We start from the raw sequence: 16188 nt of genomic DNA on the forward strand, positions 1-16188 counted from the left end.
GCGAGATGGATGTGAGAATCATCCAGGCCGAAAACCCAAGGTTTCCTGAGCAAGGTTCGTCCTCTCAGGGTTAGTCGGGACCTAAGCCAAGGCCGAAAGGCGTAGGTGATGGACAACAGGTGTAGATTCCTGTACCACCAATTATCGTTTGAGTGATGGAGTGACACAGAAGGATAGGCGATCACACAGTTGGATTTGTGTGTCCAAGCATTGAGGAAGTAGCCGCAGGCAAATCCGCGGTTACAATTCTGGGATGTGATGGGGAGCGAAATTTAGTAGCGAAGTCGTTGATTTCACGCTGTCAGGAAAAGCTTCTAGCGAGATAAAAGGTGCCCGTACCGCAAACCGACACAGGTGGGTGGGGAGAGAATCCCAAGGCCAGCGAGAGAACTGTTGTTAAGGAACTCGGCAAAATTACCCCGTAACTTAGGGAGAAGGGGTGCCTCATTAGTGTTAACGCATGAAGAGGCCGCAGAGAATAGGCCCAAGCGACTGTTTACCAAAAACATAGGTCTCTGCTAAACCGCAAGGTGAAGTATAGGGGCTGACGCCTGCCCGGTGCTGGAAGGTTAAGGGGATGTGTTAGAGCAATCGAAGCACTGAACTTAAGCCCCAGTAAACGGCGGCCGTAACTATAACGGTCCTAAGGTAGCGAAATTCCTTGTCGGGTAAGTTCCGACCCGCACGAAAGGCGTAACGATTTGGGCGCTGTCTCAACAACAGACTCGGTGAAATTGTAATTCCGGTGAAGATGCCGGATACCTGCGACAGGACGGAAAGACCCCATGGAGCTTTACTGTAGCTTAGCATTGGATTTAGGTAGTATATGTACAGGATAGGTGGGAGGCTTTGAAAGTAGGACGCCAGTTTTGCTGGAGCCATCCTTGGGATACCACCCTTGTACTATCTGGATTCTAACCACGATGAGTGAATCCTCATCTGGGACACTGCTTGGCGGGCAGTTTGACTGGGGCGGTCGCCTCCCAAAATGTAACGGAGGCGCTCAAAGGTTCCCTCAGCACGGTCGGAAATCGTGCGTAGAGTGTAAAGGCAAAAGGGAGCTTGATTGCGAGACATACAGGTCGAGCAAGGACGAAAGTCGGACTTAGTGATCCGGTGGTACCGCGTGGAAGGGCCATCGCTCAACGGATAAAAGCTACCCTGGGGATAACAGGCTGATCTCCCCCAAGAGTCCACATCGACGGGGAGGTTTGGCACCTCGATGTCGGCTCATCACATCCTGGGGCTGTAGTAGGTCCCAAGGGTTGGGCTGTTCGCCCATTAAAGTGGTACGCGAGCTGGGTTCAGAACGTCGTGAGACAGTTCGGTCCCTATCCGTCGCAGGCGTAGGAAATTTGAGAGGATCTGTCCTTAGTACGAGAGGACCGGGATGGACGCACCTCTGGTGCACCAGTTGTCACGCCAGTGGCACAGCTGGATAGCTACGTGCGGAATGGATAAGTGCTGAAGGCATCTAAGCACGAAGCCAACCTCAAGATAAGATTTCCCTCCGCAAGGGTAAGACCCCAGGAAGACTACCTGGTTGATAGGCTCTAGGTGTAAGTGCAGTAATGTATTGAGCTTAAGAGTACTAATAGGTCGAGGACTTGACCTAACTTAGGATTATGATATGCAGTTTTTAGTGTGCAAACACTAACAATATGGCTATTATAGAGAAGAGGATACACCTGTTCCCATCTCGAACACAGCAGTTAAGCTCTTCATCGCCGATGGTACTCGGACCGCAGGGTCCCGGGAGAGTAGGACGTAGCCAATTGACTAACCACAGAATATGATTTCTGTGGTTTTTTTAATGCAAAAAAATATGTGAAATAAAGTAAATTATTATAGAGATAAGAAATAGAAGACATGAGCAATATAAGTAGAAAATAAAATTTATCAATAACTTATGGAGAATTTGAAAAATAAAATACTTATTAAATGATAATTTGATAAAAAATTTTACTTTATTGCAATTAAATTTGATATAATAGTAAATGTTAGTGTATTGTTAATAATTATATATATCAATTTAATTATCAAATTTAAACTTTAATGAGGGGGCAAAATCATGGTTTCAAATCAAGAATTAGTAAAAGACAACAAAAAGCTTTTTAGTATGAAAGCAAAGCTAATAGCTATTATAATTCCACTAGTAATTATAACTATAGCATCTTTAGTATTCACAATGTATTTCAATACAAAGAAAATAATAGTTGGATATGCGAATGCTTTAGTACAATCTGCTACTGCTTCAAATTCGCATGAAGTAGAAACCTGGTCAGAAACTATATTATCGTCACTTAATCAACTAAAAAATACTTTAGATAATGTAGAGATGACAGAAGATGAGCTTATGAGCTATCTAGCAAGCAATATGAATTATAATGATAGCTATCCAAATGGAGTGTATATAGGTCATGATTCTCAGGCTTTTTATGATCCATCTGGATTTGTTCCAGCAGCAGATTATATTGTTAAGGAAAGAGATTGGTTTATAGATGGAGTTAATAATGAAAGCTTTAAATTTGGGGCAGCTTATTTAGATGTTGACACAGGAAATTATGTGGTGACGGCTTCAGCTAAATTGAATCCTATAGACAGTAGTACTAGGGTGGCAGGAGCTGATGTTTTACTAGATAATATTTCTGAAATGATAAGTACAAAGAAAATTTTAAATACAGGCAAGACCTTTTTAATAGATAAGCAAGATTTAACAATACTAGCTATAGATGATGAAAAGGTGTTAAACACTAAGTTCGATTCAAATAATGAAAATATTTTAATATCAGAAATAGCTAAAAATATAGATTTAAATAAGGAAGAAATATATGAAGTTAAGACATCTGAAGGTTATTATTCTGTTGCGCTAGACTCTATAGATAATACACCTTGGCAAATTGTATCATACGTATCTCAGGATGAAATTCTAGGAGGCTTAAATAATTTAAGGCAGCTCCTACTAACTATATTTGTAATTGCGATGATTATACTTATAGTTTTGATAGAAAGAGTAGTTCATCATATAATTAAGCCAGTAAAAACCTTAAATGAGACCATTGAAAAAATTACTCAAGGAGATTTTACAGTAGAAATCGATGTAAAAGGAAATGATGAGATTGCAAGTGTAGGAAAAAGTATGAAAACTTTTATTGCTACTATGAGAGATATGATATCACAGGTCAAAGATATGTCTATGAGGCTTGAAAATCAATCTATTAATAGTAAAAATATAGCATCTGAACTATATGATTCAGCTCAGACTCAGTCAACTTCTATGTCAGAACTAAATTTAACTGTTGAGGAATTAGCAAGAGCTGTAGGTGAGGTTGCTGAAAATGCTTCATCACTATCTGAGTTTGTTTCTGATACAGGTAAAAAAGGTGAATTGGCTAAGGAAAAAATGTTAGATACAGTAAGTATTTCTGAAAAGGGAAAACTTGATATGATTGAAGTAAATACTGCAATAAAGAGTGTAGAATCTTCGATTGAAGAATTAGAAGGTACAGTTAAGCTAGTTGGTGAATCTACCTTTAAAATAAACGATATTGTTAACTTAATAGGAGAAATTGCAAATCAAACGAATCTTTTAGCCCTTAATGCCGCAATTGAAGCTGCAAGAGCTGGAGAAGCAGGCAAGGGATTTGCTGTAGTAGCAGATGAAATTAGAAAATTAGCTGAAACAAGTGAAAATTCGGTTAGAGGAATTGCGGATTTAACCAGTAATATAAAGAGCTTGGTGGACGATACTGTTGAGAATACTCAAAAAAGCTCTGAAAATATCAAGCAGAGTTCAAATTTAGTAGAGACAGCAAGTGAAACTTTTGATAAAATATATAATCAAGTAAATCAAAGTAATATCCTTGTAAATGAAATGATTGAGAAAATAAAAGAGGTTGATGATGTTGCAGCTTCTGTTGCAGCAATTACTGAGCAACAATCTGCAGCTTCTGAAGAGATATTAGCAACAGCTGAAAATCTTTCATCTCATGCCCAAAGTGTAACACAAAACAGTGAAATTGTTGGAAATGATGCTGATGAACTACATATAACTACAGAAAACTTAAATAATAAAATGAAAATCTTTAAAATTTAATTAATAGAAAAAATCTCTTGTTGCATTAGCTTAGCAGTAGGAGATTTTTCTTTTTAGATGTTTGGGAGGGAATTATGGGTAAAGTACAACTTACTAAGATTGAGTCTTATAATAACATTGATATGATACAAACTAGCATAAATTCAATGCTAGATAATAGCCTATTATCAAAAAAACTGTTTGATGGAGCGAAGGTAGTGATAAAAACTAATTTGCTCATGAAGAAAAAACCTGAGCAGGCAGTCACTACTCATCCTATAATCATTGAATGTCTAGCAAACTATTTTGTTAAATACAATTGTGAAGTAATTATAGCTGATTCACCTGCGGGACCATTTACGAAAACATCTCTAGAAGGGATTTATGAAGCTTCAGGAATGGTAAAAGCAGCTCAAAATAGTGGTGCAACTTTAAATTATAACGTAAGCTTTTCAGAAGTGAGTCCTAGTGATTCAATGAGATTAAAAACCTTTAACGTTATTGATGTAGTAAAAAATGCAGACTTTGTAATTTCTGCTGCTAAACTAAAAACTCATGGGATGATGACATTCACAGGAGCTGTAAAAAATCTTTTTGGAGTCATACCAGGACTAATTAAGGCTGAGTATCATTTTAAGCTTATGAATGAAGAGAACTTTGCTCATCACCTTATCGATATTGAAAGATATGTAAAGCCAGACTATTCGATTATTGACGGTATAGAGGCTATGGAGGGAAATGGACCATCTAATGGCATAAAAAGATATCTTGGAGTACTTATTGGTGCAGATAATGCCTATGAAGCAGATTTTATAGCTTGTGATTTAGTATCTATTGCATTCAAGCTAGTTCCTACACTTTATCTTGCAGAATCTAGAAACATTTTTAATAAAAATGAAATAGTAGTAGAGGGGATTGATTATAAAGCTTTAAATATTGCGCCATTTAAATTGCCAGATTCTGTAGACTTAACATTTCTTCCCCAAAATACACCTGCAAAGCTAAAAGAAATTATAATAAAGAAATTAAAAGCCAAACCAGAATTTGTACATAGTAAATGTATATCCTGTGGACATTGTAAAAGAAATTGCCCAGCAAATGTTATATCTATGGTAGACAATAAACCAGTTGTAAATCTAAAGGATTGTATAAGTTGTTTTTGTTGTCATGAAGTATGCCCAGCTGATGCTGTTAATATAAAAAAATCATTACTGCTAAAGCTACTTAAATGATTTATTGAGAAAGGTGCTATTAATAATGTATAAAGATATATTTGACCATAAATCACAAAAAGAATTAGATAATTGTTTTTTAGAAGCACTAAGAGACTGTGGAATGACGTGCGAGATCAAAAAAGGTGAAATTATAAATCCAGATAGCTCAAACTATATCTTTCTAGTTTTAGAAGGAGAAGTTAATCAATTAATGTATTCTAAAGACGGAAATGAAATAATTTTTTTTAGAATCACAAAAGGTAGTATATTTGGAGAAGAGGATTTCTTTGATGAAAAAAGGACGTCAGTTATTTATAAAGCTCTTCAAAACTCCACAATAAAAATGATAAGTAAAAATGAAATTGATATTATACTTGAGTCAAATCCAAAGCTGTATAGGTGCTTTCTTCAGAGCATGGTAATAAAAAATAGGATGATTATGATGGAAATAAGTAATTATAAGTTTAATGATTCTGAAGGTAAGCTAGCTGATTTTTTAATCAGGCTTTATTATACTGAAGATATAAACATGGATATGAAAAAACATATAAGTATAGTGCTAACTCATGAAGAAATTGCAAACAGAATAGGATTAAATAGAGCAACAGTGACAAAAATAATGAATAAATTTAAGGAAAAAGCCTATATAACTATTAGTGGGAAAGAAATAATAATCAATGATATAGATGCACTTAAATCGCTTACAAATATTCCAATATAATTATATTATTAAATTTTGTTAACTTTTATTGAGGGTATAATGTTACCTAGGCGACTGAATATTTTAAGGTTTTGATATAAAATTGTTATACATATAGAAATTATTAAATGTTCAAAAAATTTCAATTTTTTAACTTATTTATACATATAGGAAATAATTATAGTTTTAGCAGTAAAATCTATATTTAAAGCAGTTAATGCAGTAAATAATATTTTGAAACTATTAATTATGATTAAGACTAAATTGTATAAATCAAATAAATAATTTCTGTAATAACAATTTATACAAGGAGGAAATATTTATGTCAAGTACTGGAACAAAGAAGAAGCTTAGTTTCCCTACTGCCTACACGGTATTATTTATTGTATTAATTTTAGCTGCAGCACTTACTCACGTTGTGCCAGCAGGAAAGTATTCAACACTATTATTTGATGAGTCAGTTCAAGCATTTGTAGTTACTACACCAGATGGAGAAACACAGGAGCTTGAAGCTACTCAAAGCACATTAGATCAGCTTGGAGTTCAAGTTGATGTAGAAAAATTCACAGATGGAAGTATTTATAAGCCAGTTGCTATTCCTAACACTTATCAGGAATTAGAGAGCAATCCTCAAGGGATTATGGAGCTTATAAAGGCACCTATTGAAGGTGTTTATGAAACAATAGACATTATGATTTTCGTACTTATCATCGGAGGAATCATTGGAATTTTAAATAACAGCGGGGCTTTCGATGCTGGATTTGCTAGTCTTTCTAGATTAACAAAGGGAAAAGAATATCTACTTATTATTATAGTTACTTTCTTGATAGCACTTGGAGGTACTACATTTGGACTTGCTGAGGAAACGATTGCCTTATATCCAATACTAGTTCCTGTATTTATGGTGGCAGGATACGATGCAATAGTATGTATAGCTGCTTTATATATGGGTTCTTCTATAGGTACAATGTTCTCTACTGTAAATCCATTTTCATCAGTTATAGCTTCAAATGCTGCTGGTATTTCATTTATGAATGGTATAGCATTTAGAGGAGCAGGACTTGTTATAGCTACTATTATCACAATAGCATATATTATTAAATATGCTGAAAAAGTGAAGAAAGACCCTTCAAAATCTCTTATTTTTTCTCAGAAAGCTGACCTAGAGAAGAGATTTTTGCATGAAAATAAAGAAGTGCCAGAATTTACAGTAAAACGTAAGCTAATGCTTTCAATATTTGCACTTTCATTTGCAGTTATGATTTGGGGAGTATCAACTCAAGGCTGGTGGTTCCTAGAAATGACAGCACTATTCTTTGTTGTTGGTATCATCATTTGCTTCCTTTCAGGACTTGGAGAAAAGAGAGCTGTATCAGAGTTTGTTACTGGTGCATCTGAGCTTGTAGGAGTTGGACTTACAATAGGAGTTGCAAGAGCTGTTAATATAATTATGGACAACGGACTAATTTCTGACTCAATACTAAATGGAGCAACAAATGTCGTTGGCGGTATGAATGGTGGAATATTTGCACTTATAATGCTTGTAGTATTCTTAGTGCTTGGATTCTTCATACCTTCATCTTCAGGACTAGCAGTACTTTCTATGCCAATAATGGCTCCTCTTGCTGATACAGTAGGTATACCAAGAGAAGTAATCGTAAGTGCTTACCAATATGGTCAAGGTCTAATGGCATTTATTACACCAACAGGATTAATTCTAGTAACTCTATCTATGGTTGACGTAACATATGACAAATGGCTTAAGTTCATTATGCCATTGATGGGTATTATTGCTGTATTTGCAGCTATTATGCTATATCTTCAGGCATTTATCTAGAATATAAATTTAAGGGATTATTAAGTTTATGACTTATAATCCCTTTAGTTATAATTTTATGTATATTGTATAGGAGGTTATGAAATGGAAAAAGTTGAACAGAGATTACTTAGATATGTAAAAATCAATACTAAATCTGATGATGCTTCAGAATCTATACCAAGCACTAAGATTCAATTTGATTTAGGAAATTTATTAGTTGATGAGCTTAAATCACTTGGAATAACAGATGCCCATGTAGATGAAAATTGTTATGTAATGGGTACGCTAAAAGGAAATGTAGACAATGCTCCAAAAATCGGACTTATTGCTCATTTAGATACAAGTCCTGACATGCCAGGGGAAAATGTTAAGCCACAAATAGTTGAAAACTATGACGGAGAAGATATAGTTCTAAATAAAGATAAGAATATAGTTATGAAGGTTTCAGATTTTTCATACCTAAAGGATTTTAAAGGTAAGACTTTGATAACTACAGATGGAACCACTTTACTTGGAGCTGATGATAAAGCTGGTATTGCAGAAATTATGTCTGTTATTGAATATTTCATTAATCACCCAGAGGAAAAACATGGAGATATAAAAATCGCATTCACTCCTGATGAAGAGATTGGAAGAGGAGCGGATAAATTTGATGTTGAGAAGTTTGGTGCAGATTTTGCTTATACACTAGACGGTTCTTTTTTAGGTGAAATCGAGTATGAAAACTTTAATGCTGCATCAGCTACAGTTGTAGTAAAAGGTGTAAACATTCATCCAGGCTCTGCTAAGCATAAAATGAAGAATTCAGTTCTAATTGCAATGGAGCTTCAAAGCTTGCTTCCTGCGTTTGAAAGACCAGAGTTCACAGAGGGCTATGAAGGGTTTACTATGCTTGATGAAATTCATGGAGATATAGAAAAAACTACTCTTGGATATATTATAAGAGACCATGATATGGCTAAATTTACTAAGAAAAAAGAGTTTTTACAAACTGCCTGTGAATTTATAAATAAAAAATATGGGGAAGATACTGCAGTAGTAGAAATAAAAGACTCATATTACAATATGAAAGAAAAAATTCTACCTGTTATGCATGTTGTAGATTCAGTTGTTGCTGCTATGGAGAAAATAGGAGTTAAGCCGAATATAAAAGCAATCAGAGGTGGTACTGATGGAGCGAGACTTTCATTTATGGGTCTGCCTACTCCAAATATTTTCACTGGTGGATTTAACTATCATGGAAGGTATGAAGCAATTGTTGTAGAAGATATGTACAAGGCTGTTGAAACAGTTATTGAAGTTATTAAATCCTATGCAAAGTAATTATGGTGCTAGCTAATAAAATCACTTATAAAACATTTTTATAAAAATTTATTTATTAAGTTGACATAGTTAAATTATTTTAATATAATAATACTCACAATATGATAATAAATCCAATGATTTGGAGAGTAGTTTTTCAGATGGCTTCAGCGAGTCGATGTAGGTGTGAGATCGATAGTCTATGGATAATGAAGAGGACCAAGGAGGAGACTGTGCGAACCCCGGGATAGTAGTGCAGTACGTATACATGCGTTAAATGTTTTGAGTGGACGAAGAATGATTTGTATTTTTCGTCAATTAGAGTGGTAACGCGGTGCTCCGTCTCTTGTTTTTAGAGGTGGAGCTTTTTTAATTCAATTTTTTTATATTTAGAATTATTAGTTTTTGAGATTCTAAGGAGGATATCATGATATTAAAATATACATGTCAGTTCGATGGAGATAATTACAATTATTTTGCAGTTGAAAACTTTTTTAAGAATGCTTTAGAAGATTATAATTTTATAGATGCAGTTGATTATGATGGTGAATACATCAACTTGATTTTTAGTGAAACAAACGTACCTTCTGCACAAGAAAATGAAATTAAGCTTTCAAATGCAGTTCAAAGTACAATAAAAAAGCTGTATACCACTATGTAAGCTCACCCTTATACGTGGTTTACCCATAACTTTAAAAATAGACCAAATCTTACACCTCAAGGATTTGGTCTATTTTTTTACAAAAAATTATTATAAAAATACTATTATATTTTTGAGAGTGGGTATATAAGTAAAGACTTTAAATAACTATTAACTATATCAGTGTAGATTATCCAATAAAAAGGGGTGCATTTTATGTTTAAAAAAGAAATGATAGCAATGATATTAGCAGGAGGACAGGGAAGTAGGCTAGGTATTTTTACAAAAAAACTGGCAAAGCCTGCAGTTCCATTTGGAGGGAAATACAGAATAATTGATTTTCCGCTAAGTAACTGCTCAAATTCAGGAATAGATACGGTTGGAGTATTAACTCAATACAGACCCCTAATACTAAATACTCATATTGGAATAGGCAGCCCTTGGGATTTGGATAGAAAAACAGGAGGAGTTTCAATTTTGCCTCCATATATGAATGAAACTGAGGGAAGCTGGTATAGAGGGACGGCTCATGCTATTTATCAAAATATCAATTTTATTGAGCAGTACAATCCTGAATATGTACTTATTTTATCGGGAGATCACATCTATAAAATGGACTACAACAAGATGTTAGAGTACCATAAAGAAAGAAAATCAAAAGCTACTATTGCTGTGCTTGAGGTAACGATAGAAGAAGCTAAGCGCTTTGGAATTATGAATACGACTCCAGACGACAGGATATATGAATTTGAAGAGAAACCTAAAAAACCAAAGTCAAATTTAGCATCTATGGGTGTTTACATCTTTGATTGGAAGATATTAAGAAATTATCTCACTGATGGTGAAAAAGATAAAAGTGCTGACGATTTTGGTAAAGACATAATACCTAAAATGCTAAAAGATGGAATAGATTTATTTGCATATAGATTCAAAGGCTACTGGAAAGATGTAGGAACAGTAGAAAGTTTATGGGAAGCTAATATGGATTTAATTGACCCTAAAAACCCATTGGATTTGCATGACAATAAATGGAAAATTTACTCAGTAAATCCTATTATGCCACCACAATACATTTGTCATGGTGGAAAAGTCAATTATTCCTTAGTTGTAGAGGGATGTATAGTTTGCGGAGAAGTAAACCATAGTGTATTATTTTATGGTGTAAAAGTGGGAAGAGGTTCTGTAATAAAAGATTCGGTAATCATGCCAAATGCTATCATTGAAGATAATGTATATATAGAAAGGTCGATAATAGGTGAAGGGGTAGTAATAAAATCAGGAACAAAGATTTTTGATGAATCAGGAGAGATTTCACTTATTGAGCAAGGCACAGTAATTAGTCCAGCTAGAGAAGACAAGCAAAAGCCAAAAGAAGACATATCACTTAGCTTTGAGGAAGAAGGTGCTATTAATGCTTAAAAATTGTCAAGGAATCATCAATCTTAGTGAAAATGAATACAATATAAAAAAACTGGTAAATGACAGACCGATAGCATCTATTCCTATAGCAGGAAGATATAGAGTAATAGATTTTGTACTTTCAAATATGGTAAATGCAGGTATTCAAAATATAGGAGTTTTTACTGATTATAATCACAGGTCTTTATTAGATCATACAAGTAATGGCAAAGCTTGGGATTTGGATAGAAAGATAGATGGCTTATTTATTTTTTCTCCTAATTTTAATCCTTTTACATCTAGCGTACCTAGAGGAGATATTCATAATTTTTACTCTAATTTGGATTATATCAAACTAAGCAAACAGGAGTATGTTCTGATATCATCTAGTTATATGATTGCAAATATAGACTTTAAATCAATGTATCAGAACCATATTAAGGATGGAGCTGATATTAGTATAGCATATACAAGCGTTCAAAATGCTGACACAGATTTCGAAAGGTGCTATCTATTAAACCTTGGGAAAACTGGAAGAGTAGTATCTGTCGGAGTCAATATGGGACATAGGAAAACTGCGGACGTATCTATGGAAATTTACCTTATGAAAAAAGAACTACTTTTAGATATTATTATGGATTCCATAGCAAAGGGTGAGAATTTTTATCTTAACGATGCAATAAATCAATGTATAAATACTCTTAAAATCACTGCATATAAACATAATGGCTATGTAAAATGTATAAACAGCATAGAAAAATATTTTGAGGCTAATATGGATTTTTTAAGTACAGAGGTATCTGAAGAAATATTTTATTCAGAAAGAAAAATTTATACTAAGGTCAAGGATGAATCTCCTACCTTCTATTCAAAAGAGGCTATAGTTGAAAATTCTTTAATTGCAAATGGATGCATAATAGAAGGTGAAATAAAAAATTCTGTAATTTTTAGAAGAGTTCACGTAGAAAAAGGAGCAAAAATTGAGAATTCAATAGTAATGCAAAATGGGCTAATTAAATCTAATGCAAACCTACAAAATGTAGTTTTGGATAAAGGCGTTGTTATATCAGAAAATAAAGAACTAAAAGGGGATAAAAAAGTACCATTGGTGATTGATAAAAATAGAACTATTTAATATAGAGGAGGACGATTATGAAAGTTTTGTTTGTAAGTGCAGAGAGCTATCCCTTTATAAAAACTGGGGGGCTGGGAGATGTGGCTTTTGCACTTCCAAAGGCTTTGAAAAGCCTAGGAGTAGATGTGAGAATTATGCTTCCTAAATATTTACAAATACCAGAATTTTATAAAGATAAGATGGAGCAAGTAGATGTTTTTTCAGTTCCAGTTGGCTGGAGAAATCAGTACTGTGGAGTACAGCATTTAGAATTTGAAGGCTTAGATTTTTATTTTGTAGACAATGAGTATTACTTTAAAAGAGAAAATGCTTATGGATACTTTGATGATGCAGAAAGATTTTCTTTCTTTTCAAGAGCGACAGTTGAATTTGTAAAGCGCATGAATTTTATTCCTGATATAATCCATCTTAATGATTGGCATACTGCACTTATTCCTGCTTATTTAAAAATGGAAAATTACCAGCATCTAGGGAAAACTAATATCAAAACTGTATTTACAATACACAATCTTCAATATCAGGGGGTGTTCTCCAAAGAAGTTTTACATGATGTGGCTGGACTTCCAGAACATATGATGGTTGAAGATGGCTTAGAATTCTACGGTGATGTAAATTTTATGAAATCCGCAATTAATTTTTCTGATTATATAACAACAGTTAGTCCTAGCTATGCTGATGAGATAAGGACACCATATTTTGGAGAAAAACTAGATGGGCTGTTAAATAAAAAATCAAACAAACTTGAGGGAATATTAAACGGTATAGATTACCATATATATTCTCCAACTACTGATACTCACATATTTGAAAATTACGACATCAACACTACTGAGAAAAAACTTGAAAATAAGCTCAAGCTCCAAAAAATATTAGGGCTTCCTCAGGATAAAGATGTTATGATGATAGGTATGGTTACTAGGCTTGTTTCTCAAAAAGGCTTAGATTTAGTTACTCATGTTATGAGAGAGATACTAGATAAAGATATCCAATTTGTACTGCTTGGTACAGGAGATGAAAAATATCATAGTGTTTTTCATTATTACTCAATGACTTACCCTCAAAAATGTAGCGCTAAATTAGTATTTGACAATACACTTGCTCAGAGGATTTATGCAGGAGCTGATATGCTGCTCATGCCGTCTCAGTTTGAGCCTTGTGGAATAGGTCAGCTTATTGCTCTTAGATATGGAACTTTGCCACTGGTTAGAGAAACTGGAGGACTAAAGGATACTGTAATACCATATGATAAAACTACAGTAAAAGGAAATGGGTTTTCCTTTAGTAACTACAATGCTCATGAGATGCTACACGTATTAGAATATGCCTTGGATGTTTATAAAGATAAGAAAGTATGGAGTCAATTAATTAAAAATGCTATGAACTCTGATTTTAGCTGGGAACACTCAGCTAAGGAATATCTTAGGGTATATGATAGTGTTTTAGAGGAGAAGTAGAATATGTATTTGACAAAAGAACAGGTAAAGAAAGATATCGAAGCTAAAATACTGAGCTTATTTGCAGTGGATATAACGGATGCTACTGGTCAGCAGGTATTTGTAGCACTAGGCAATCTTATAAGAGATTACTGTGCAAGAGGCTGGGTTGATACAAATAAAACTTATGAAAAATATAAAGAAAAACAGGTATATTATTTTTCTATAGAGTTTTTGCTGGGGAAAATGCTCAAAGCAAATCTATTGAATTTAGGGATATTAGATGTCTGTGATGATGCGATTTCTGAGATGGGCTTTGATTTAGATGAAATTCAAAGCTACGAACCAGAACCTGGGCTTGGCAATGGTGGACTTGGAAGATTAGCAGCTTGCTTTTTAGACTCAATGGCAGCTCTAGCAATCCCAGGACATGGTTGTGGGATTAGATATAAATATGGACTTTTTGAGCAGAAATTTATAGATGGATATCAAGTTGAAGTTCCTGAAAATTGGCTTAGAGAAGGTAATGTATGGGAAGTAAGAAAACCAGACAAAGCGGTTCTAGTTAAATTTAAGGGCGAGCTTGATATAAAAGAAGAAGAAGGAAAATTTAAAGTAACTCATAAAAATTATGAACCTGTTCTTGCAGTTCCATATGATACTCCAGTTATTGGATTTGATAATAATACGGTAAACAATCTTAGATTATTTAGTGCTGAAATGCCATCAGACGATTTTGACCTTGCTCAGATTAGTCATGGAGATTATAAAAAAGCACTAGACTATAAGTACTCTGTTGAGTCTATATCACAGGTATTATATCCAGATGATTCTAGCGAAGAAGGTAAGACTCTAAGACTAAAACAGGAGTACTTTATGGTATCAGCTGGGGTGCAGAGCATAATACGAAGATATAAGAAGTTGAATTTACCAATAGAAGAGTTTAATGAAAAGGTGTCTATTCATATAAATGATACTCATCCTGCCCTTTGTATACCAGAGCTTATGCGTATACTTTTAGACGAATATTATTTGTCTTGGGATAAAGCATGGGAAATCACTACTTTGACTATGTCATACACTAATCACACAATACTTAGCGAGGCTTTAGAAACATGGTCATCTGATTTAATGAGAAATTTACTTCCGAGAATTTATATGATAATAGAAGAAATTAACAGAAGATTTTGCGAGCAGCTCATAAAACTAAACCCAGATAACCAAGATAAAATTAACGCTATGGCAATTATAGCTCATTCTACTGTTAGAATGGCAAATCTTGCCATAGTTGGAAGTCATAGTACAAATGGAGTAGCAAAGCTTCATACTGAAATCTTGAAAAATAGAGAGCTAAATAATTTCTATCAGATGTATCCTGCTAGATTTAATAATAAAACCAATGGGATAACTCATAGAAGATGGCTTATGCTTGCAAATCCAAATCTTAGTAATCTAGTGACGGAAACTATAGGTGATATATGGAAGAGAGTTCCTACAGATTTGATTAAGCTTAAAGAATATAATGAAGACTCAGCTTTTTTATCAAAAATAGAGCAGATAAAGTATGATAATAAAGTTAAGCTAGCGGATGTGATTCTTAAAAATAATGAAATTATTGTAGATCCAAGTTCGATATTTGATGTCCAAGTTAAACGTCTTCATGCATATAAAAGGCAGCTGATGAATGCTCTTCACATACTTCATCTATACCATAGAATAATTGAAGATTCTAGCTATGACATGCATCCTAGGACATTTATATTTGGAGCTAAAGCAGCTCCAGGATATTATCTAGCAAAAAAAATTATTAAGTTTATAAACTCTATAGCAGATATGATAAATAATGACCCAAGAGTCAAGGGAAAATTAAAGATAGTATTCATGGAGAACTACTCTGTTACTCTAGCTCAAAGTATAATTCCTGCTGCAGATGTAAGTGAGCAGATTTCTACTGCTTCAAAAGAAGCTTCTGGAACAGGAAATATGAAATTTATGATGAATGGAGCAGTTACTTTAGCAACTATGGATGGAGCTAATGTAGAAATATTTAATGAAGTGGGAAATGATAATATAGTTATTTTTGGACTTACGGCCAAAGAGGTTTTATCTCATGAGATGAACAATGATTATAAATCTGTAGATATATATCATAGAGACCATGCTCTACGAAGGGTAATTGATGATCTAATCAATGGATTTATTCCAGGCTTTAGTGTGGATGATGGCTTAGATATATATCACCATCTTATAACACACAATGATTCTTTTTTTGTATTAAGAGATTTCAAGGAATACTCGCTAGCTCACCAGAAAATAGATTCTCTTTATAAGAAAAAAGATACCTGGAATAAAATGTGTGTAGATAACATAGCTTCATCAGGTCAATTTACAAGTGATAGAACAATAACCTCATATGCTAACGGTATTTGGAGCACTAGAATAGGTGAACATTTCTAGGAGGGAGTGAATGAT

10 protein-coding genes, 2 rRNA genes and 1 other annotated feature (1 of these 13 cut by a window edge) are annotated in these 16188 nt (G+C 34.0%); all 12 genes read left to right on the forward strand.

The genetic code is table 11. The features are described 5' to 3' along the window. Positions 1-1615: ribosomal RNA gene (locus tag CLOST_RS05020) — 23S ribosomal RNA — on the forward strand; it begins 1303 nt to the left of the window's first position. A gap of 45 nt (positions 1616-1660) precedes the next feature. After that, positions 1661-1777, forward strand: a 5S ribosomal RNA gene (rrf, locus tag CLOST_RS05025). Between the two features lie 294 nt (positions 1778-2071). Then, entirely contained in the window at positions 2072-4096 is a 2025-nt protein-coding gene (locus CLOST_RS05030) for a methyl-accepting chemotaxis protein (protein WP_013361177.1), read from the forward strand. Positions 4097-4170: 74 nt separating this feature from the next. Continuing rightward, entirely contained in the window at positions 4171-5307 is a 1137-nt protein-coding gene (locus CLOST_RS05035; RefSeq protein ID WP_013361178.1) for a DUF362 domain-containing protein, read from the forward strand. A gap of 25 nt (positions 5308-5332) precedes the next feature. Continuing rightward, complete coding sequence (locus CLOST_RS05040) at positions 5333-6010, forward strand: Crp/Fnr family transcriptional regulator (protein WP_013361179.1); 678 nt, start codon at positions 5333-5335, stop codon at positions 6008-6010. Between the two features lie 301 nt (positions 6011-6311). Beyond that, a complete protein-coding gene (locus CLOST_RS05045; RefSeq protein ID WP_013361180.1) occupies positions 6312-7826 on the forward strand; it encodes a YfcC family protein in 1515 nt (504 codons plus the stop codon). 84 nt (positions 7827-7910) lie between these two features. Beyond that, positions 7911-9131 carry a peptidase T gene (pepT, locus tag CLOST_RS05050; protein WP_013361181.1) on the forward strand — a complete coding sequence of 407 codons (1221 nt, stop codon included), beginning with the start codon at positions 7911-7913 and terminating at the stop codon, positions 9129-9131. Positions 9132-9238: 107 nt separating this feature from the next. Continuing rightward, positions 9239-9460 (forward strand) — a binding site (T-box leader). Between the two features lie 77 nt (positions 9461-9537). Continuing rightward, positions 9538-9771 (forward strand): hypothetical protein, encoded by a 234-nt coding sequence (locus tag CLOST_RS05055; protein ID WP_013361182.1) that lies wholly within the window; start codon positions 9538-9540, stop codon positions 9769-9771. A 195-nt stretch (positions 9772-9966) separates the two neighbouring features. After that, a complete protein-coding gene (locus CLOST_RS05060) occupies positions 9967-11169 on the forward strand; it encodes a glucose-1-phosphate adenylyltransferase (RefSeq protein WP_013361183.1) in 1203 nt (400 codons plus the stop codon). Continuing rightward, positions 11162-12283: a glucose-1-phosphate adenylyltransferase subunit GlgD gene (gene glgD / locus CLOST_RS05065; RefSeq protein ID WP_013361184.1), complete on the forward strand. Its 1122-nt coding sequence runs from the start codon at positions 11162-11164 to the stop codon at positions 12281-12283. Before CLOST_RS05060 ends, glgD begins: the two co-directional genes overlap by 8 nt. Positions 12284-12300: 17 nt before the next feature. Continuing rightward, positions 12301-13737, forward strand: a complete 1437-nt coding sequence (gene glgA / locus CLOST_RS05070; RefSeq protein ID WP_013361185.1) for a glycogen synthase GlgA — start codon at positions 12301-12303, stop codon at positions 13735-13737. Between the two features lie 3 nt (positions 13738-13740). Then, the gene (locus CLOST_RS05075) at positions 13741-16173 is read left to right on the forward strand and encodes a glycogen/starch/alpha-glucan phosphorylase (RefSeq protein WP_013361186.1); all 2433 of its coding nucleotides are present in this window, start codon (positions 13741-13743) and stop codon (positions 16171-16173) included. The last annotated feature ends 15 nt before the right edge of the window (positions 16174-16188 follow it).

This window comes from Acetoanaerobium sticklandii (genome assembly GCF_000196455.1).
Taxonomy (GTDB): domain Bacteria; phylum Bacillota; class Clostridia; order Peptostreptococcales; family Filifactoraceae; genus Acetoanaerobium; species Acetoanaerobium sticklandii.

Coding starts and splice junctions, on each gene's coding strand:
- CLOST_RS05030 (WP_013361177.1), top strand. CDS start 2,072: ATGGTTTCAAATCAAGAATTAGTAAAAGACAACAAAAAGCTTTTTAGT.
- CLOST_RS05035 (WP_013361178.1), top strand. CDS start 4,171: ATGGGTAAAGTACAACTTACTAAGATTGAGTCTTATAATAACATTGAT.
- CLOST_RS05040 (WP_013361179.1), top strand. CDS start 5,333: ATGTATAAAGATATATTTGACCATAAATCACAAAAAGAATTAGATAAT.
- CLOST_RS05045 (WP_013361180.1), top strand. CDS start 6,312: ATGTCAAGTACTGGAACAAAGAAGAAGCTTAGTTTCCCTACTGCCTAC.
- pepT (WP_013361181.1), top strand. CDS start 7,911: ATGGAAAAAGTTGAACAGAGATTACTTAGATATGTAAAAATCAATACT.
- CLOST_RS05055 (WP_013361182.1), top strand. CDS start 9,538: ATGATATTAAAATATACATGTCAGTTCGATGGAGATAATTACAATTAT.
- CLOST_RS05060 (WP_013361183.1), top strand. CDS start 9,967: ATGTTTAAAAAAGAAATGATAGCAATGATATTAGCAGGAGGACAGGGA.
- glgD (WP_013361184.1), top strand. CDS start 11,162: ATGCTTAAAAATTGTCAAGGAATCATCAATCTTAGTGAAAATGAATAC.
- glgA (WP_013361185.1), top strand. CDS start 12,301: ATGAAAGTTTTGTTTGTAAGTGCAGAGAGCTATCCCTTTATAAAAACT.
- CLOST_RS05075 (WP_013361186.1), top strand. CDS start 13,741: ATGTATTTGACAAAAGAACAGGTAAAGAAAGATATCGAAGCTAAAATA.